General features: G+C 70.1%; 18 protein-coding genes and 1 pseudogene. 10 read left to right on the top strand and 9 right to left on the bottom strand.

What is annotated here, in order from left to right:
* The 3 genes and pseudogenes from H0X00_RS02155 to H0X00_RS02145 form a co-directional block, all read left to right on the top strand.
* Positions 1–203 (top strand): annotated as a pseudogene (locus H0X00_RS02155) (HNH endonuclease); the annotation flags it as partial.
* 47 nt (positions 204–250) lie between these two features.
* Positions 251–580 carry a hypothetical protein gene (locus tag H0X00_RS02150; RefSeq protein ID WP_293767046.1) on the top strand — a complete coding sequence of 110 codons (330 nt, stop codon included), beginning with the start codon at positions 251–253 and terminating at the stop codon, positions 578–580.
* Positions 581–660: 80 nt separating this feature from the next.
* On the top strand, positions 661–1,530 hold the full coding sequence (locus H0X00_RS02145) for an alpha/beta fold hydrolase (RefSeq protein WP_293767045.1): 870 nt from the start codon (positions 661–663) through the stop codon (positions 1,528–1,530).
* A gap of 96 nt (positions 1,531–1,626) precedes the next feature.
* Here H0X00_RS02145 and H0X00_RS02140 read toward each other — a convergent pair whose 3' ends face one another.
* The gene (locus H0X00_RS02140; RefSeq protein WP_293767044.1) at positions 1,627–2,418 is read right to left on the bottom strand and encodes a GntR family transcriptional regulator; all 792 of its coding nucleotides are present in this window, start codon (positions 2,416–2,418) and stop codon (positions 1,627–1,629) included.
* 140 nt (positions 2,419–2,558) lie between these two features.
* Between H0X00_RS02140 and H0X00_RS02135 the strand changes: the two genes are divergently transcribed.
* A complete protein-coding gene (locus tag H0X00_RS02135) occupies positions 2,559–4,076 on the top strand; it encodes a SulP family inorganic anion transporter (RefSeq protein ID WP_293767043.1) in 1,518 nt (505 codons plus the stop codon).
* A 7-nt stretch (positions 4,077–4,083) separates the two neighbouring features.
* On the opposite strand, the gene H0X00_RS02130 is transcribed toward H0X00_RS02135, so the two are convergent.
* The 3 genes from H0X00_RS02130 to H0X00_RS02120 form a co-directional block, all read right to left on the bottom strand.
* Positions 4,084–4,896, bottom strand: coding sequence for a neutral zinc metallopeptidase (locus tag H0X00_RS02130; protein WP_293767042.1), 813 nt, complete (start codon positions 4,894–4,896; stop codon positions 4,084–4,086).
* A 127-nt stretch (positions 4,897–5,023) separates the two neighbouring features.
* Positions 5,024–7,894 carry a molybdopterin-dependent oxidoreductase gene (locus tag H0X00_RS02125; RefSeq protein ID WP_293767041.1) on the bottom strand — a complete coding sequence of 957 codons (2,871 nt, stop codon included), beginning with the start codon at positions 7,892–7,894 and terminating at the stop codon, positions 5,024–5,026.
* The gene (locus tag H0X00_RS02120) at positions 7,891–9,495 is read right to left on the bottom strand and encodes a 4Fe-4S dicluster domain-containing protein (RefSeq protein ID WP_293767040.1); all 1,605 of its coding nucleotides are present in this window, start codon (positions 9,493–9,495) and stop codon (positions 7,891–7,893) included. The genes H0X00_RS02125 and H0X00_RS02120 overlap by 4 nt, the downstream gene beginning before the upstream one ends.
* A 140-nt stretch (positions 9,496–9,635) precedes the next feature.
* Here H0X00_RS02120 and H0X00_RS02115 point away from each other — a divergent pair, with 140 nt between their 5' ends.
* On the top strand, positions 9,636–9,995 hold the full coding sequence (locus H0X00_RS02115) for a DUF202 domain-containing protein (protein WP_293767039.1): 360 nt from the start codon (positions 9,636–9,638) through the stop codon (positions 9,993–9,995).
* On the top strand, positions 9,992–10,330 hold the full coding sequence (locus H0X00_RS02110) for a DUF202 domain-containing protein (RefSeq protein WP_293767038.1): 339 nt from the start codon (positions 9,992–9,994) through the stop codon (positions 10,328–10,330). The genes H0X00_RS02115 and H0X00_RS02110 overlap by 4 nt, the downstream gene beginning before the upstream one ends.
* 331 nt (positions 10,331–10,661) lie before the next feature.
* On the opposite strand, the gene H0X00_RS02105 is transcribed toward H0X00_RS02110, so the two are convergent.
* From H0X00_RS02105 to H0X00_RS02095, 3 genes are all read right to left on the bottom strand, one after another.
* The gene (locus H0X00_RS02105) at positions 10,662–11,540 is read right to left on the bottom strand and encodes an AAA family ATPase (RefSeq protein ID WP_367186395.1); all 879 of its coding nucleotides are present in this window, start codon (positions 11,538–11,540) and stop codon (positions 10,662–10,664) included.
* 86 nt (positions 11,541–11,626) lie between these two features.
* A complete protein-coding gene (locus tag H0X00_RS02100) occupies positions 11,627–12,049 on the bottom strand; it encodes a ribulose bisphosphate carboxylase small subunit (RefSeq protein WP_293767036.1) in 423 nt (140 codons plus the stop codon).
* A 10-nt stretch (positions 12,050–12,059) separates the two neighbouring features.
* Entirely contained in the window at positions 12,060–13,511 is a 1,452-nt protein-coding gene (locus tag H0X00_RS02095; protein WP_293767035.1) for a ribulose-bisphosphate carboxylase large subunit, read from the bottom strand.
* 159 nt (positions 13,512–13,670) lie between these two features.
* Here H0X00_RS02095 and H0X00_RS02090 point away from each other — a divergent pair, with 159 nt between their 5' ends.
* The 4 genes from H0X00_RS02090 to H0X00_RS02075 are packed head-to-tail and all read left to right on the top strand — an operon-like array spanning position 13,671 to position 16,656.
* Positions 13,671–14,462, top strand: a complete 792-nt coding sequence (locus H0X00_RS02090; protein WP_293767034.1) for a class I fructose-bisphosphate aldolase — start codon at positions 13,671–13,673, stop codon at positions 14,460–14,462.
* Positions 14,463–14,478: 16 nt separating this feature from the next.
* Positions 14,479–14,718, top strand: coding sequence for a class I fructose-bisphosphate aldolase (locus H0X00_RS02085; protein WP_367186394.1), 240 nt, complete (start codon positions 14,479–14,481; stop codon positions 14,716–14,718).
* On the top strand, positions 14,711–15,772 hold the full coding sequence (locus H0X00_RS02080) for a class 1 fructose-bisphosphatase (RefSeq protein WP_293767032.1): 1,062 nt from the start codon (positions 14,711–14,713) through the stop codon (positions 15,770–15,772). Before H0X00_RS02085 ends, H0X00_RS02080 begins: the two co-directional genes overlap by 8 nt.
* A 5-nt stretch (positions 15,773–15,777) precedes the next feature.
* Positions 15,778–16,656: a phosphoribulokinase gene (locus H0X00_RS02075; RefSeq protein WP_293767031.1), complete on the top strand. Its 879-nt coding sequence runs from the start codon at positions 15,778–15,780 to the stop codon at positions 16,654–16,656.
* Here the strand turns inward: H0X00_RS02075 and H0X00_RS02070 are convergent.
* Together H0X00_RS02070 and H0X00_RS02065 are read right to left on the bottom strand one after the other, a co-directional pair.
* A complete protein-coding gene (locus H0X00_RS02070; RefSeq protein WP_293767030.1) occupies positions 16,653–17,777 on the bottom strand; it encodes a GAF domain-containing sensor histidine kinase in 1,125 nt (374 codons plus the stop codon). The two genes, H0X00_RS02075 and H0X00_RS02070, sit on opposite strands and share 4 nt — an antisense overlap.
* A gap of 5 nt (positions 17,778–17,782) precedes the next feature.
* Positions 17,783–18,475, bottom strand: coding sequence for a response regulator transcription factor (locus H0X00_RS02065; protein WP_293767029.1), 693 nt, complete (start codon positions 18,473–18,475; stop codon positions 17,783–17,785).
* Positions 18,476–18,488 lie beyond the last annotated feature (13 nt).

Below are 18,488 nucleotides of genomic sequence, written 5' to 3'. Positions count from 1 at the left end.
ACAGCAACCTCGGGTGCATCTGCCGCTTCCACCACAAGATCAAGCACATGCCCGGCTGGACCTGCACCCAGGACACCGAAGGCACCTTCACCTGGACCAGCCCCACCGGGGAGATCTTCACCGTCCGACCGCCACCGGCCAACGGCGAGGAACCACCCGAGTTCGGGGCGCCCGATCAAGCTCTCGAGACCCCACCGTTCTAGGGCCCACGGCGGCGCTTGATACACCCCTGCCCGGGTAGCGCATGGTGATGGACGCGAAGAAGCCCCGGCGCCTGATCGAGCGGTTCCTCCGCACGCGGCGCAGCACTACTGACGACACGTCAGTCTCGAACCCCCGCCGCCACCGGATGGACGAGGCGCCGCCGGACTCCAGCACCGCGTCGCAGGCCGAGGCACCGCCGACGCCGACCTGGTCGGACATCGGTGCTGCCCCGGTACCGAAGAGCCGCGGAAACGACCCGGTGCAACTGCCGGAGAGCCGTGCCGAGGCGGGCGGCCCGCCGGTCTACGCCGACCCCGACATGGTCACCCCCGCCGCGGCGGAAAAGATGCGCCCGCTGATCCGGGGCGATCGCTAGAGGCCCCGTAAGCAAGGCCACAGTACGGATCCGTACACCCGCGCAGCGCGACGGCGGCGATTCGTGCTTCTATGTGAACCATGAATAGTCGGCGCGGGATCGAGCTCCCCGGCCACGACGGGATCCGTCTGGCCGGCGACATCGCCGGGCCCGAGGACGGCTTTCCCGTGCTCCTCCTGCACGGCGGCGGGCAGACCCGCAACTCCTGGGGTCGCGCCCTGAACGCCCTTGCCGAGCGCGGCGCCCGGGCGGTGGCGATCGACATGCGCGGGCACGGCGACAGCGACTGGTCGCCGGAGGCCGCGTACCTGCCGGAGCATTTCGGGAGCGACGTCGAGAACGTCACTCGCGCGTACTCCGCGCTCTGCGACGACCGGCCGGTCCTGCTGGTCGGCGCGAGCATGGGCGGGATCGCGGCGCTGATCGCGACGGGCCCCCTCGACACCCTCGTGGCCGGACTGGTGCTGGTCGACATCGTCCCCGACGTCCGGATGGACGGCGCCCGCCGGATCCTGGACTTCATGAACGCCGCCCCGGACGGCTTCGCCTCTCTCGAGGAAGCCGCCGACGCCGTCGCGGCCTACCTGCCGCACCGCCCGCGCCCGGCCGCCACCGAGGGCCTCAAGCGCAACCTGCGCCAGCAGCCCAACGGCCGCTGGAACTGGCACTGGGACCCGCGCATGGTGCGCGAAGTCCTCAACGACGTCGAACTGGTCAAGGGCGGGCTGGACGACGCGGCCTCCGCGGTCCGGGTGCCGACGCTGCTGATTCGTGGCCTGCTCAGCGACATCGTGGACGACGAGGGCGTCGAGCACCTGCGCGGCCTGGTGTCACATCTCGAGGTGGTCGACATTGCGGACGCAGCGCACACCGCGGCGACCGATGACAACGACGCCTTCGTCGCCTCCGTGCTGGCCTTCGCCAACCGGATCGCGGCGACCACCCACTGACACTGCGTCAGACACACACAGACATACAGGCACCAGTCAGGCCGCTGTAACGGACCGTCAGATTCTCGACGTGCAGACCATCGACCGTGCGCGCGCTCAGCCGCCGTTGCTTCCCTTCATTCCTGCGACGTCAACCCGGTAGCCCGCGGTTCCCGGCCACTCTGCGGAGAGGCTGAACCGATCGCCACGGATGAGGCTTTCCCGGAATTCCAGCGGCCGACCGTCCAGGCACCCGATCCGCGTCACCGCGAGCACGGCGACATCGGACTTGATACCCAGCAATCGGCGTGTGGGCGAGTCTGCCACGACCGCCGTGATCGCTTCCCGTCCGCCGTTGAGCCGGATCCCGGTCAGCCGGGCCAACTCCCCGTAAAGGCTGGTGTGTTCGAAGACGCCGGCCAGCAGGGGCTCACCCACCGACCGCGGCAGAAAACTGCGGTCCAGGGCCAGCGGCTCGCCGTCGGCCAGACGCAGCCGCTCCAGGAAGACAAGTTCGGAGTCCGGGTCGATCCCGAGCGCCTCGGACACCGCCGGGTTGCGGCGTACCTCCAGCACGCGCACCTTGCTGCGCTGCTCGACGCCGGTGGCCTCGACCGAGCGGAACAGCGAGTACAGCGCGCCGAGCGGCTGCTCGATCGCCGCGTGCCGGATCGAGCTGCCCCGGCCGCGGGTGGAGTCCACGACGCCGGAGGCGCGCATCCGGCGTAGCGCCTCGCGCACTGTGTGCCGGCTGACCCCGTACTCCCCGGCCAGCTCGTGCTCGCCCGGGAACGCCATCTCGAACGCCCCGTCCGCCAGCCGGCGCTGCAGGTCCTCCTCCAGCTGTGCCCAGAGCGGCGTGGCCGAGGCGCGGTCCAGCTCGCGAGGCGTCGTCGCGCTGCCGGACATGTGGGGGCACCTTCCGCTGGCGAAGACGGAGGGCAAGCGTACAAGCCCGGCCTGCGGCACCCCTGCCGACGGAACGCAGTTGTCCGTACAATCTGGAGCCTGCACGACGGCGTGCGGGGAACCGGATTGAGGACTGTGCCATGCGGATCTCGCCGGGCCTGGCCGGCGACCTGGTCGCGGGCGTCAGCGTCGCTGTCGTGGTGATCCCGCAGTCGCTCGCCTACGCGGACATCGCCGGGATGCCCCCGGTGGCCGGCCTGTACTCCGCGGCGCTGCCCCCGCTGGTCGCCGCGATCTTCGCCTCCTCCCCATATCTGCAGACCGGCCCGGTCGCGATCACCGCGCTGCTCAGCTTCGGGGCGCTCTCCTCGCTGGCCACTCCGGGCAGCGCCGAGTACGCCACCCTCGGCCTCGGGCTGGCCCTGATCGTCGGGGTGGCCCGGATCGCACTCGGCCTGCTGCGGGCCGGCTGGGTCGCCTACCTGATGTCGCAGCCCATGCTGCTCGGATTCATCCCGGCCGCGGCGCTGCTGATCGCGTTCTCCCAGCTGGGGTCGGCGTTCGGGGTTGGCGAGCGGCCCGAGCACGACAACCAGTTCCTCGACGCGGCCTGGGTGCTCGGGCACCCGGACCGATGGCAGAGCGAAGCGCTGATAGTCACCGTCACGACGCTGGTCGTGGTGATCGGCGGGCGCCGCCTGCATAGGCTGTTCCCCGGCATCCTGATCGCCGCGGTGGTGGCGACCCTGGTCTCCGACGCCGGCGGCTATGACGGAGCGACCGTCGAGACCATCCCGGCCGGCCTGCCGCCGTTCACCGTCGACGACCTACCCTGGGGGGACCTGCACCGCCTCCTGGTGGCGGGGGTGGTGATTGCGCTGATCGGGTTCTCCGAGGCCGCGTCGATCAGCCGCCGGTTCGCGGACCAGGAGCGCAGCCGCTGGGACCCCGACCGGGAGTTCGTCAGCCAGGGCGTGGCCAACGTGGTCGCCGCCGCCAGCGGCGGGATGCCCTGCGGCGGGTCCTTCAGCCGCAGCTCGGTGGCCCGGGCCTGCGGAGCCCGGACCCGGCTGGCCGGGGCGGTCACCGGGCTGACCGTGCTGGCCTTCCTGCCCTTCGCCGGGTTGCTGGAGCCGCTGCCGCTGGCCACCCTGGCCGGGATCGTGATCTCCGCCGTGCTCGGCCTGCTCCGCTTCCGTCCGCTGCTCGCGCTGTGGCGCCTGACGGTCCCTCAGGCGGTGGTCGCCTGGTCCACCTTCGTCGCCACCCTGCTGCTCGCGCCCCGGATCGACATCGCGGTGCTGATCGGGATCGGGATGTCGCTGGCGGTGTTCCTCTGGCGCGCACTGCAGCTCGACATTGACGTCCTCACCGACGGCACCACTCTGCGCCTGCTCCCCCGCGGGGTGCTCTGGTTCGGCACCGCGCAGCGCCTGGACGGCGCCGTCACCGACGCCCTCGCCGCCAACCCCGGCATGGTCCGGGTGGAGATCGACCTGTCCGGGCTCGGCCGCATCGACACCACCGGGGCGCTGGTGCTGCGCTCGGTGCTGGCCCATGCCCGGGAGATCGGGCTCGAGGCCGAGCTCAGCTGGATGCCGCCGAACTCCGCGGCCCTGACCACGCGGATCCTGAACTCGGGCGATGCCCTCGGCTGAACGCTCGCTAGAAGTGGTTGCAGACGTAGGCATCGCCGCTGTTGAATCCGCGGTCGAACCAAGCCGTGCGCTCGGTGGGCGTGCCGTGGTGCAGCTTGGACTCGAGCTTCTTGTCGCCCAGGGCCCGCAGCGCCTTGCGCGCGTCCGTCACGTCGCCAGCGGTGAAGGAGCCGTTCTTGACCGCGGCGTGCACCCAGATCCCGGCCAGGCAGTCGGCCTGCAGTTCCTGCTTGCTGACCAGCGGGTCGGCGATGCCGATCGCGTGCTGGACGTGGTGGCCGAACTCGTGGGCGATGATCGCCGCCACCCCGCCCTTGTGGAACTGGGAGTAGATCGCCGCGTACAGCCAGCCCGAGGACAGGTACACCGTCTTGTCGCCGCGGCAGTAGAACGCGGGGTAGGCCGCCTTGACGTCGACGGGATTGGCCACCGCGCGGCCGCACTGGGAGTTGGCCGACTTGCCCTTCGCGGCGACGGTGAGGCGCGGGCCGTTGTAGCTGACGCCCGCGCGGGCCAGCGCCGATTCCCACCAACCGTCGATCGTGTTGATGATCGAGCGCTGGTAGTCGGTGTAGGTCCCGAAGCCGTCGACGGCCGGCGCCGGCTTGGGCGCGGCCTTGGCCGGCGTCACCGCAGCCGCAGCCTCGGCCGGGGCGGCGACGGCCGCTTCGGGGGCCGCAACCGGCTCCGACACCGCGGCGGCCTCGACCGTCCCGCTGGACGCGCCGAACTTGGCCTCGGCGAGCAGGACGATGCTGCCGAAGATGGCCAGCACCAACGTCAGGACGGCCACCGCCCCGAGCGCACCCCGTACCCGCATCCGCGTCCCTCTCGTCTTCCAGGGATTCTCCGCGACCGAGCGCCCGAAACCGAGCGGAGTTGTCCGGGTTTGACCCGTCCTTACCCGGCGGTAGAGCTGGCGGCGTTCCTTCTGCCACCCCGTTGCGTCATTCGGGGTCGACGAGGAAGGCGCGGCGGCGGGGCTTGACCGGGCGCATCAGGAACTCGGGGCGGCGCTGACCACCGGGGCCGAGGGTGGTCCGGGTCTTGGCCAGCCACTCCCGGTACATCTCCATCGACTTCGCCGTGTCGACCCAGACGTCGCCGTAGCGGTCGTCGGGCTCGGCGTGCGTCATCCGGACCTTCTGCAGCCAGCACTGCTGGCCCGACCACGGGTCGGCCTGCACGGCGAAAGCTAGGTTCTGGTGCACGCCGGGGTCGGTCCACCAGATCCGCTTCGAGTCCGGGTCGTCGGACTCGAAGGGCTCGATGCCGCCCTTGTAGCGGAGCATGAAGGAGTCCGGGCCGTCCGGGTGCGTGATGTCGACCAGCCCCTGCACCCAGCGCGAGCCCTCGGTGTCGTGCAGGCGCCAGCGGCCCATGTGGTGGCTCAGCGCGCAAACGCCGGGGCGGATCGCCTCGGTCACCCACACCCGCGGCACGAAGTAGCCGATCGAGGTGCGCAGCCGGACCAGGTCGCCGGTCTTGACCCCGTGCCGCTTGGCGTCGACCGAGTTCAGCCACAGCGGGTGGGAGTTGGAGATCTCGTTGAGGTACTTGGCGTTGCCGGAGCGGGTGTGGATCAGGGTCGGCAGTCGGAAGGTCGGGACCAGCACCAGGTCGCCGGCGGGCAGATCGATCTCGGACGCGGCGACGTGGGAGCGGATGTAGCCCGGGGTCGCGTGCTCGGGCCAACCCCATTCCTTCATCGGGGTGGAGTAGATCTCCAGCTTGCGCGAGGGCGAGAGCCAGCCGGCGGTGACGGAGCCGTCCTCGTGCTGGACCCCGACCGCGCCGGCCTCGCCGATCAGCGGCGGGACGGAGTCCAGGTCGGTGAGCTTGCGTAGCACGCCGTTCTCGTCCGGCACCGCGCCGTCGAGTTCGGCCTCAGTGAGCGGGCGCTCGTCCTGACGGTAGAGGTTGTCGGCGATCTCGACCACGCCGTACTTGCGCATGTAGGCCAACGGCGTGAGGCCCTCCGCGTCCGCCTTCTCGTGCAGGCCGGGGATCCGGTTCTCGAAGATCCAGCGGTAGTACTCGTCGACGGTCACCTTCTCACCGGGGCGGTACTTGGACTCGAAGTGCTGCCGGATGCCCATCGAGCCGTCCGGGTCGATGCGCCAGGACAGCTCGAACCAGAGCTCGTTCTCCTCCCACACCTCGCCGGGGTTCGAGTCCCGGGTGTCGGTGTAGGGCATGCCGAGCTTGTCCATCGCGACCCGCTTGACCGGCTGGCGGAAGCCGAGCCAGCGCGCAGCGTGGGTCTCGTAGGAGTGGGTGTCGTGGCGCTCGGTGGAGTGGCCCATCGGGAGCACGTAGTCCGCGAACTCGGCGGTCTCCGACCAGGTCGGGGTCAGTGCGACGTGGCAGCGGACCTTCTCCGGGTCGGAGAGCGCCTTCATCCAGGTGAAGCCGTCGGGGTAGGTCCAGATCGGGTTGAACACCCGGGAGAAGTAGACGTCCATGACGCCGCGACCCTCGGCGAGGAAGTGCGGCAGCAGGATCGACATCTCGTTGCAGGCCAGCGGGTACTCCTCCGGCCAGGTCAGCGGGTTCCAGTGATCGTGGGCGGGGACGTCCGGGCCGTGCGGGATGAACTTGTTCCAGCCATTGGGCGCGGTGCCGCCGACGGTGCCGATCGAACCGGTCAGCGCGAGCACGAACCACATCGCGCGCGCGACGGCCCAGCCGCCGTAGTTGCCCGCGGCAGCTGACCGCCAGATGTGCGCGGAAAGCTTGTGGTCGCAGTCGGCGACGGCCTCGGCGATCGCGCGGATCCGCTCGATCGGGACCTGGGACTCGGCAGCGGCGAACTCGAAGGTGTACTCGGCGTAGTCCGCCTCGAGCCGGTCGAGGAAGTTCTCGAACGTGGGCTCAGTGTCCGGGTGCAGCTCGCGCAGGTAGACGTCCCAGTTCAGCCAGCGGCGGAGGAAGGCCTCGTCGATCTGACGGGTCTTCAGAAGATGACTCGCGATGGACAGCAGCAGCGCCGCCTCGCTGCCCGGCCAGGGCGCCAGCCAGATGTCGGCGTGGCTCGCGGTGTTGGACATCCGCGGGTCGACGACGATCAGCTTCGCGCCGCCCTGCTTGCCCTCCATGATCCGCTGGGCGTGCGGGTTGAAGTAGTGCCCGGTCTCCAGGTGGCTGGAGAACAGCAGGATCACCTTGGCGTTGGCATGGTCCGGACTCGGCCGGTCGTAGCCGCCCCACAGGGTCTGGCCCAACCGCGCACCGGAGGAGCAGACCTGCGTGTGGGAGTTGTGCCCGTCGCAGCCCCAGGCCTGCAGCACCCGCTCGGCGAAGCCGTCCTCGCCGGGACGGCCCACGTGGTAGGCCACTTCTTCGTGGCGGTCCTCCTGGATCGCCCTGCGGATCCGGCCGGCGATGTCGTCGAGCGCGTCGTCCCAGGAGACCTGCTCCCACTGGCCGCCGCCGCGTTCGCCGACCCGCTTGAGCGGGTGCAGGATCCGCTCCGGGTCGTTGATCTGGTTGATGGTCGCCGGGCCCTTGGCGCAGTTGCGTCCCCGCGAGCCCGGGTGCGCCGGGTTGCCCTCGACCTTCTTGACCGACAGGTCGTCCTTGTCGACGTAGGCGAGCAGGCCGCAGGCGGACTCGCAGTTGAAGCACGTCGTCGGGATCAGCATGTAGGTGTGCGGCACCTTGCGCGGGTGCGCCTTGGCGTCGTACTCGACGTGGTTGTCCCAGTTCTCGACCGGCGGGAAGTTGCGCAGGCCCTCGTGGGTGCGGTCACCGGGCAGCTTGCGCGGCGCGGGCGCAGTGTCCTCGGCCTGCTTGGCGCGTTCCGGGGTTGTCGTCATGACAGCGGGATGTCCTGTCCCGCGCGGACGAACACAGATTCGTAGGCGAGCAAAGCGCCTTGGACGATCAGCCCCGCCACCACCGCGAGCCCCATGTGCTCGCCGTCCCACGCGCCCATCGCCAGGCCGGCGGCGATCACACACGCGACCAGTGAGCCGAGGAACAGCGGGCGGTACGGCCCGTGGGTGACCAGGTGCGCCGCCGCAGTGGCTTGCTTGGTCTCGTGCTTGCCGTAGAACTCCACCAGGGAGAACGCGATGTGCAGGACGGTCGCGATCACCAGGGCGCGGACCACGAGTTGTTCGGCCTCAGGGATCCAAACGAATCCGTAGGCCAGTCCGTTGGAAGGCGCCGGTAGGTCGGCAAGGCCGCCGATCGGCTTGTTCGCCGGACCGATGAGGATCGCCATGGCGCCCGCGCCGACCATGACCGCCTGGGCGATCAGGTGCGGGAAGAGCAGGCGCGACTCCCAGAGGTCGCGACCCTTGGCCTGGTTGAACAGGAAGGCCGTGTACCCGGCCGCCATCACGGCAGCGGGGATCGAGATCACGGCGAGGACCTTCCAGACGTCCTCGGCCCAACCGGCGCCGTTCTCCGCCAAGAGCCCTGCGCCCAGCCAGCCGGTGAGGATCGCGCCGAAGATGGCGAGCGCCCACGAGCCGAGGAACAGCCACGAGGTCCGGTTGCCCTTGGTGAAGATGTAGTAGAAGCGCTCGGGTCGCTTCAGGTCCGTGATCAGCAGAACGCCGGTGACGGCGGCGCCGATCAGGCCGACCAGCGGGGCGCCGATCGAACCGAAGCGGCCGAGGTCGATGTCGAACAGGACCGCCAGGGCCGCAACCAGCACAGCGCCGGCGGCGACGCCCTTGGTCCAGAGGTAGGTGGTGACGCGCCAGCCCCAGGGCCGCGGGTGGGCGGTGTTCAGGGTGGTCTTGGCGTTGTCCGCCGAGGGCGGCAGGTGCGAGGAGACCATCGCGCGGTGCGGGTCGGGCTCGCTGAAGATGTAGGTGTCGTCGACCGGGGCTTCGAGCGGGTTGAGCACCGGGATGGTCGCGCCGAGGTAGAAGACATTGGGGCCGGTCTTCTGCTCCGGCGCCCTTACCGCGACCTGGTTCTCGACCGCGCCCTCGGCGAGCAGTTGGGAGATGCCGCTCAGGGGGTCGGAGAGGTCGCCGACCCAGATCGAGTGCGTCGGGCAGACCACGACGCAGGCCGGCTCGAGACCCTCGTCGACGCGGTGGGCGCAGAAGTTGCACTTGGCCGCGGTGTGGGTGTTCGCGTCGATGTAGATCGCGTCGTACGGGCAGGCCTGCTGGCAGCTCTTGCAGCCGATGCAGCTGTCGCCGTCGAAGTCGACGATGCCGTCGCTGCGGGTGAACAGCGCGTGCGTCGGGCAGATCGCGACGCACGGGGCGTCGGTGCAGTGGTTGCAGCGCATGACGCCGAAGTCGCGGGTGTTGTCCGGGAAGGTGCCGGAGTCGACGTACTTCACCCAGGTGCGGAACTGACCGACCGGGATCTCGTGCTCGGTCTTGCACGCGACCGTGCAGGCATGGCACCCGATGCAGGTGCGTTGGTCGATCGCGAAGCCGTAGCGCATGAGGGGCGTCTCCCGTGGCGGTCGGGGTAGCGCAATTGTACGTACAATAGACCGTACGGCGCGGCCACACCACCAGCCTTGCCGGTCGTGCCACGCTTCCCTCGGAGGCGGGCCGCCTCAGGACTCGGCCAGGAGGTGGGATGGACGCCGGACAACCCCCGCGCGAGGACGGGCACGACCTCGACTACCGGTTCACGCTGGCCAACGAGCGCACGTTCCTGGCCTGGCTGCGGACCGCACTGGGCCTGCTCGCCGGCGCCGTCGCCCTGGTGCACGTCGTCCCCGCGAGCGGCGAGGACGCCGACAACGCCGAGAAGGGCATCGGCTTCGCGCTCGCGCTGCTCGGCATCGCTGTGGTGCTGGCCAGCATCCGACGCTGGCACCGGGTCCAGCAGGCGATGCAGCAGCACGAAAATCTGGCCGCCTCCCGCGACCCGATCTACCTCGGGCTCGCCGTGGTGGCGGTGGGCGTCGCGGTCGTCGTGCTCCTGGCCCGATGAAGCTCACGCCGATCTCGGGACCCCGAGCTCAGCTGCCCGGCTGGCCGTCCCAACGGACGCTGATGGCTTGGGACCGCACCGCGCTGGCGCTGATTGCGCACGGCGCGCTCCTGGTGGTCCGCGATCCGGGCGGGGGCGGCCCGGCCCGATTCACCGCCGCTGCGCTGTCGCTGGCGCTGGCATTGATGGTCGCGGTACTCGGTCGGCTACGGGCCGACGAGATCGCCGACAGCGACAAGACCCGCTACGCGCACGTGCCCACAAGGCCGCTGCTGCTGATCACCGCCGGCGTGCTCGCCCTCGGCGTCGCGGACCTGGTCACGATCCTGAGTTAGCCCGCCGACCTCGCACGGGCGACCTCGCTCTCCTCCCCCGGACCACCCCACCGGGGGAGGCGCCGAGGCCGGGCGCTTGACAACGTGATGGGCCCAACATCGGAAAGGCCGCCGTGGTCGAGTCATCGAATATGTCCGCATGGGCGATGTGCCTGACGGGTACCGGGGCATCACTCGCGTTCACGCTGGCGTGGGCGCTCGGCGCCAACAGGCCGGTTCGCCGCCATTCCCCTATGACGGGTCGCGCTGCTTCGCCGTACTGGCACTCCCCGACCGGGCTCCAGGACGAGCGAAGCGTCACGCCCATCAGTGAACGCGGCGACTGAGCCGCTCAGGATCGGCCGAACACTCGGCTCCCGCGGATGTCGGCCTCGGTCAGGGTCATCAGGTCGTCGCGGGTCACCGCACCGCCGGCCTGGACCAGCCGGTTGGCCTGCCGCAGCCGGGCCCGCTCCAGCGCATTGCGGACGCTGCGCGCGTTGGCGAACTGCGGCTGCGCCATCCGCAGATCGAGGTACTCCGTGAACGCCCCGCGGGCCGCGGCATCGAACACGTAGTGATCCCGGGCCACCATCAGCTCTGCGATCTCGGCCAGCTCGCCCGCGCTGTACTCGGCGAACTCGATGTGGTGCGCCACCCGCGAGCTCAGCCCCGGGTTGGACGCGAAGAAGGCGCCCATCCGGTCCGGGTAGCCCGCGAAGATCACCACCAGTGAACCCCGCTCGGACTCCATCTCCGCCAGCAGGATCTCGATGGCCTCCTGGCCGTAGTCGCGCTCGTTCTCCGGCCGGTGCAGGTAGTAGGCCTCGTCGATGAACAGCACGCCCCCGGCCGCCTTGGCCATTGCCTCCTTGGTCTTCGGTGCGGTGTGCCCGATGAACTGGCCGACGAGGTCCTCGCGTGTCACCGCGTGGACCTTGGGCAGCCGCAGGTAGCCCAGCGCGTGCAGGATCTCGGCCATCCGCAGGGCGACGGTGGTCTTGCCGGTGCCCGGGCTCCCGGCGAAGCTCATGTGCAGCGACGGCTTGCTGGCACTGAGCCCGAACCGGGCTCGCGCCCGGTCGACCATCAACAGCGCGGCGATCTCCCGGATCCGGCGCTTGACCGCAGCCAGGCCGATCAGGTCGGTGTCGAGGCGGGCCAGCACCTGGAGAACCTGGGCGGACGCATCGTCGTCGTCGAGGCTCACCTTGGCGTCGTCCGGCAGCAGTTCCGGCGTCGCCGGTCCGTCTTCCCCGGCGGGTGCCGGCGCCGGCGCCGGCCCGACGCCCGGCCGCTCCAGACCGAACGCCGAGTTCACCGTCCGTACCGTTCCCCGGCCGGTGCCTGGGTCGCATAGGAGTGCATCGAATACTGCTGCACCCGTCCCTGCACCTCGACCCGGTCGAGCCGGAACCCTGGCTCGTGCGCGGGCCGCTGGACCAGGAAGCTCAACGCGGTGGTCTGCCGACCCAGCCGCGCGTCGTAGGCCTGCACCCGCACGTAGTGCTGCGGGTACGTCGCCCGGCACTCGTTGATCTCGCGCAGCACCCCGTCGGGCTCGTCGAGGTCGAACATCGGCAGGCCCCACATCTCCCAGTACACGTTGCGCGGGTGTGGGTCGTCGGTGAACTCGATCGAGACCGGCCAGTCGTTTCCCAGCGCGTAACGGACCTGGGCGGCAATCTCGTCGTCGGTCAGTTCGGGCAGGTAGGAGAAGGCTCCGTGGCGCAGGTGCATGTCGGAACTCCTAGCGGCTCGGGGTCGGGACGCCGTCAGGGGCGTCGGTCGAGGCATAGTCGAAGGTGACGTCGCCCCAGGTGGCCAGCGCGACCTCCAGCGGGCGATTGATCGCGGCCGCGCGGCGCAGGATGTCCGGGCCTTCCTTGATCAGGTCCAGCCCCTCGTTGCGGCCCTTGACCACCGCGTCCAGCGCGACGCGGTTGGCTTCGGCTCCCGCGGCGATCCCCATCGGGTGCCCGATCGTGCCGCCGCCGAACTGCAGGATGGTGTCCTCGCCGAGCAGGTCGACGAGCTGGTGCATCTGCCCGGCGTGGATGCCGCCGGAGGCCACCGGCATTACCCCGGGCAGGCTCGCCCAGTCCTGGTCGAAGTAGATGCCGTTGGCCGGGTTCGTCGGGACATGGTCGAGCCGCAGGGCGTCGTAGAACCCCTTGGTCGTCGCCGGGTCGCCCTCGAGCTTGCCGACGATCGTCCCGGCGTGGACGTGGTCGACGCCGATCAGCCGGCACCACTTCGCGATCACCCGGAAGCTGACGCCGTGGGTCTTCTGCCGGGTGTAGGTGCCGTGTCCCGCGCGGTGGAGGTGCAGCAGGACGCTGTTGCGGCGCGCCCAGTTCGCCATCGACTGCATCGCCGAGTACCCCACCGTGAGGTCGATCATCACGATCACGCTGCCGAGCTCCTTGGCGAACTCAGCGCGCTCGTACATGTCCTCGACCGTGGCGGCGGTGACGTTGAGGTAGTGACCCTTGAGCTCGCCGGTGTCGGCGACCGCCTTGTTCACGCCCTCCATGCAGTAGAGGAACCGGTCCCGCCAACGCATGAACGGCTGCGAGTTGATGTTCTCGTCGTCCTTGGTGAAGTCCAGCCCGCCGCGGCAGCCCTCGTAAACCACCCGGCCGTAGTTGCGCGCGGAGAGGCCGAGCTTCGGCTTGATCGTGGCGCCGAGCAGCGGGCGGCCGTACTTCCCCAGGAGCTCGCGCTCCATCACGATGCCGTGGGCCGGCCCCTGGAAGGTCTTCACGTAGGCGACCGGAATCCGCATGTCCTCCAGCCGCAGGGCCAGCAGCGGCTTGAAGCCGAACACGTTGCCGATGATCGACGAGGTCAGGTTCGCGATCGAACCCTCCTCGAACAGGTCGAGGTCGTAGGCGATGTAGGCGAAGTACTCGCCTGCGCGCCCGGGCACGTGGTCCACCCGGTAGGCCTTGGCCTGGTAGTGGCTGTTGGCGGTGAGCCGGTCGGTCCAGACCACGGTCCAGGTCGCGGTTGAGGACTCCCCCGCTACGGCCGCGGCCGCCTCGAGCGGGTCCACGCCGGGTTGCGGCGTGATCCGGAACATCGCGAGCACATCGGTGGGCTTGGGCTCGTAGTCGGGCGCGTAGTAGCCCATGCTCGCGTAGCTGTGGACGCCTGGATCCCAGCGCCGCGGCTCGGTGCCGTTGTGCTCATGTGTCATCACCCGACGCTAGGCGGACCGGCACCGGAGGGGCTCACCCCGCGGGGCGGTGGCCGGGGTGAGGTCGCCGGTCAGGCGCTCGCCCGGGACCGGCACTCACCCGCGTCACCCCTCGCAGGGGTGAGGTGCCCATTGGCGCCCCGTCCCTAGCGTCGGGCCATGACGAACTTGCCGAACACCGCCCTTGATCTGGTCCGCCCCGGTGCGGGGATCCTGGCTGCGGACGAGAGCGTTGCCACGATGTCGAAGAGGCTGGCGGCGGCCGGGGTGCCAGCGACCGCGAAGTCCCGGGGGGACTACCGCGAACTGCTGCTCACCACACCCCGGCTGTCCGCCTGGATCTCCGGGATGATCGTCTGCGACGAGACGCTGCGCCAGACGCTGGCGGACGGCACGCCGTTCCCGGTCGCTGCCGCCGGACGCGGCATCCGGCTCGGCATCAAGGTGGATACCGGGACGTCCCCCCTCCCGTTCGCCAACGGCGGGATGGTGACCGAGGGGCTCGACGGCCTGCGTCCGCGCTTGCTGGAGTACCGCGAACTGGGGGCCACCTTCGCGAAGTGGCGCGCAGTGTTCGACCCCAACGGCTTGAGCAAGCGCGCCGTGCGGGCCAACGCGCATTCACTGGCCCGCTTCGCGGCACTGTGCCAGGAGTGCGGGCTGGTCCCGATCGTCGAGCCCGAGATCCTGATGGACGGGGCGCACGAGATCGCGTTGTGCCAGGCGGTCACCTCCAATGTCCTCACCAACGTGTTCAAGCACCTGGCCCTGATGGGCGTCGATCCGCAGGCTCTGGTACTCAAGACCAACATGGTGGTCGCGGGCTTCGCCGACAACGAGGAGGAGTCGACTCCCGAGGACATCGCCGCGCGCACGGTCCGGGTGCTGCGGGGCGCGGTGCCGGCCGCCGTGCCGGGCGTCGTTTTCCCTCTCCGGCGGACAGAGCAATGAGCGCGCCTGCGCCAACCTGACCGCCATTACCGCGGAGGCCGCCGACCGCAACGACACGACGTGGCGGCTGTCGTTCTCCTTCGGCCGGGCTCTGGTGAACGACGCGCTGCTCACGTGGCATGGCGATCCGGCTGCGGTGCCGGCGGCCCAGTCGGCGCTGGCGGCCAACTGCGCCCGGGCCGCCGCCGCGACCGGCACCACGACCGTCCCCGAGATGACTGCCGACGGGTCGCGTCTGGTGTCCGCCCATGCCTAGCGTCGCCGCGCCGGCGCTCGAGGAGCTGGTCGGGCCCGACGGTCCGGGCTCGCCCGGCGACTTCGCCGGCCTGCTGCAGGCGATCACCATCGCGGTGCAGGCGATCGCCCTGCAGGTCAACAAGGGGGCGCTTGGCGGGTCGCTCGGCGCGGCGGGAACCCTCAACGTCCAGGGCGAGGCGCAGGCACGCCTGGACGTGCTGAGCAACGAGATCATGATCGCCGAAACGCAGTGGGGCGGGTACCTGGCCGGGATGGTGTCTGAGGAGCTGGCGACGTTCTATCCGGTGCCGACGCGCTTCCGGCGTGGGCAGTACCTGCTGGTGTTCGACCCGTTGGACGGGTCGAGCAACATCGACGCGAACATCCCGACCGGCACCATCTTCTCGATCCTGCGGACCCCGAACCCCGGCGCCGAGCCGGCCCTGGCGGATTTCCTCCAGCCGGGCACCGAGCAGGTCTGTGCCGGCTTCGCCCTGTACGGACCGGCGACCATGCTGATCCTGACTACCGGGTCCGGGGTGGACGGCTACACCCTCGACCGCGAGCTGGGCACCTTCATCCTGACTCACCCTCAGATCCGGATTCCCGAGCACACGTCCGAGTTCGCGATCAACACCTCCAACGAGCGGTTCTGGGAGCCCCCCGTGCGCCGCTACGTGGCCGAGTGCCTGGTCGGCCGGGCGGGCCCGCGGGAGCGGGACTTCAACATGCGGTGGGTCGCCTCGCTGGTCGCGGAGACGTTCCGGATCCTGACCCGGGGCGGGGTCTTCCTCTACCCGGCCGACAGCAAGGACGCCCGCTCGGCTGGACGGCTGCGGCTGTTGTACGAGTGCAGTCCGATCTCGTTCATCGTCGAGCAGGCCGGCGGATCGGCCAGCACCGGGCGGGGCCGCGTGCTCGACGTGCAACCAGGCGCGCTGCACCAGCGGATCCCGTTCATCTTCGGCTCGAGCGCCGAGGTGGACCGCATCGAGCGATACCACCGCGAGGACCTCAGCGGGTCGGCCGAGGACTTCTCCCTGTTCAACAACCGATCCCTTTTCCGGGTCTAGGGCCCATGTCGATCCGACACCCGGTGATCGCGATCACCGGTTCCTCCGGAGCCGGGACGACCTCGGTCACGCGCACCGTGCAGCAGATCTTCCGGCGCGAGGGCGTCACCGCCGCTGTGGTCGAGGGCGACGCCTTCCACCGGTACGACCGTGCGGAGATGGCGAAGGAGTCGGCCGAAGCGGCCGGCCAGGGCAACAACCACTTCTCCCACTTCGGCCCGGGTTCCAACCTGTTCGCGGAGCTCGCCGAGCTCTTCCTGGCCTACGGCGAGACCGGGACCGGCCGAACCCGGAGGTACCTGCACGATGAGGCGGAGGCCGCGCCCTACGGGCAGGAACCCGGCACGTTCACCGACTGGGAGGACGTCCCCGACGGTACCGACCTGCTGTTCTACGAGGGGCTGCACGGCGCTGTCGTCACCGACGAGGTCAACGTGGCCCAGCACGCTGACCTGCTGATCGGCGTCGTGCCGATCATCAACCTGGAGTGGATCCAGAAGCTGCACCGGGACAAGACCACCCGCGGTTACTCGAACGAGACGGTGGTGGACACGATCCTCCGACGGATGCCCGACTACCTCAACTACATGTGTCCGCAGTTCTCGCGCACCCATGTCAACTTCCAGCGGGTGCCGACGGTGGACACGTCCAACCCGTTCATCGCGCGGCACATCCCGGCCGCGGACGAGAGCTTCCTGGTGATCCGCTTCCGCGAACCGCGAGAGATCGACTTCCCCTACCTGCTCTCGATGTTGAACGGCTCGTTCATGTCCCGGCCCAATGTGATCGTGGCCCCCGGCGGGAAGATGGAGCTGGCCATGCAACTCATCTTCACGCCGATGATCCTGCGCCTGATGGAGCAACGGCGCGCTGTCCTGCCCTAACCCGCGAGCGGCACCTCGATGATGACGCGGGTGCCCCGACCGGGAGCCGACTCCAGACGCAGATCGGCGCCGAGCAGCGCACAGCGCTGCTCCATCGAGGACAGCCCGAAGTGCTGGCGGGCGGGGTCGGCATCGGCAGCGCGGGCCGCCTTGCGCTCGACCGGATCGAACCCGGTGCCGTCGTCGGTGCAGGCCAGGACCAGCGCGCCAGGTACTCGCTGCAGGGAGAGCAGGATCCGGGAGGCTCCGGAGTGCTGGATCGCATTGCCGAGGGCCTCCTGGGCGATGCGGTACAACGCGGAGGCCGCATGATCTGGAATCTCGCCGAGCGCCTGGGCCGGGTCCGCCAGCAGCTCGACCTCGGTGCCCCCGGCCGGGCCCACCGTCCGCACCAGCGATTCCAGGGCCGCGACCAGACCGAGGTCGTCCAGCACGAGGCTGTGCAAGCCGGTGACCGCCGCCCGGGTCTGGTGGTAGGCCAGATCAGCGAGGTGCCGGGCCTCGGCGATCTGGGCCAGCGCGGCCGATGCGTCCCCCGGACCCGACACCGCCAGCGCGGCGGCGTTGAGGTGGAACGCCGTCGAGGCCAGCACGGTGATGACCCCGTCATGCAGGTCGAACGCGATGCGCCGACGCTCGCCTTCCTGGGCCTCGATCGCCTGGGCGATGAGCAGGTCCCGATCATCGCGGTACCGGCGGACCGCGAGCCACAGTTGCTCGGTGTGCATGCGCAGGCCGAGCGACGAGGCGAGCTCGCTCGCGGTGCCCAGCTCCGGCTCGGTGAACGGCCGATCGACCGACCGGTACCCGGCCAGCACGCCGACGATCTCGCCGTAGAGGCCGGGGATCGGGGCACACACCCGGCTGATCGGATCGCCGTCGGCCAGCCCGATCAGCTGACGGTGCAGCGCATTGCGTGGAGAGTCCCGATCGATACGGACCGGGCGGCCGGTGCTCGCAACCCGTCCCGTCACGCCGAACCCGATCGGAATGCGAAGCGCCTCGGCCAGCCTCGGGTCGCCCGGGGCTGCGTCGGCCACGAACAGGTCGTCGCCGTCACCGCCGAAGATCACGACCGCGTCCGCGCCGAGGCGGGCGGCGAGGCCCGCCGCATCCGTCACCTCCGTCATTGGAAGACGCCCTCGCGCAGGGCGACCGAGACCGCCCCGCTGCGATCGCTCACCCCGAGCTTGCGATAGAGCCCGCGGATGTGGGTTTTCACGGTGTCCTCGCTGACCACCAGCTTGGCCGCGACGCCCTTGTTCGAGTGTCCGGAGACCAGCAGGGCCAGCACCTCGGATTCGCGGTGAGTCAACCCCAGGTGCGCGCCCGGCCAGACCTCGCCGGCGTGGATCCGGGCCGCCGAGAGCGCGACCCGCCCGGCCAGGGCGGGGTCCACTACGATCTCCCCTTCGCGCGCGCGGCGCAGCTGTGCGACCAGTTCGGCCGCATCGACCCGCTTGAGGATGTATCCCGCCGCACCTACGCGCAGCGCCTGAAAGAGGTAGTGCTCGTCGTCGTAGACCGTCAGGAGCACGACCTTGATCTCCGGGTGCAGTCCGGAGATCGCCTGGCACAGATCAATGCCGCTCGCGCCGGCCAGCCGGACGTCACACAGCACGATGTCGGGGTCGGTCTGCGCGGCGACCAGCAGGGCGGCATCGTAGGAGGTAGCCGTGCCGACAATGGCGACCGCGTCGTCGAAGTGGGCGAGCATCGCCGTCAGCCCGTGCAGCACCATCTGGTGGTCGTCGACGAGGACGAGCCGCATCGGGCAGGTCGCCGGCCGAGAACCCTGGGAGTGCACTGGCGACGTCATCTCCTCAGGCTAC

The organism is Sporichthya sp., from assembly GCF_013815995.1.
Lineage (GTDB): Bacteria > Actinomycetota > Actinomycetes > Sporichthyales > Sporichthyaceae > Sporichthya.
Note: the sequence above shows the minus strand (reverse complement) of the source record. Positions and strands in the feature narration are given on the sequence as shown.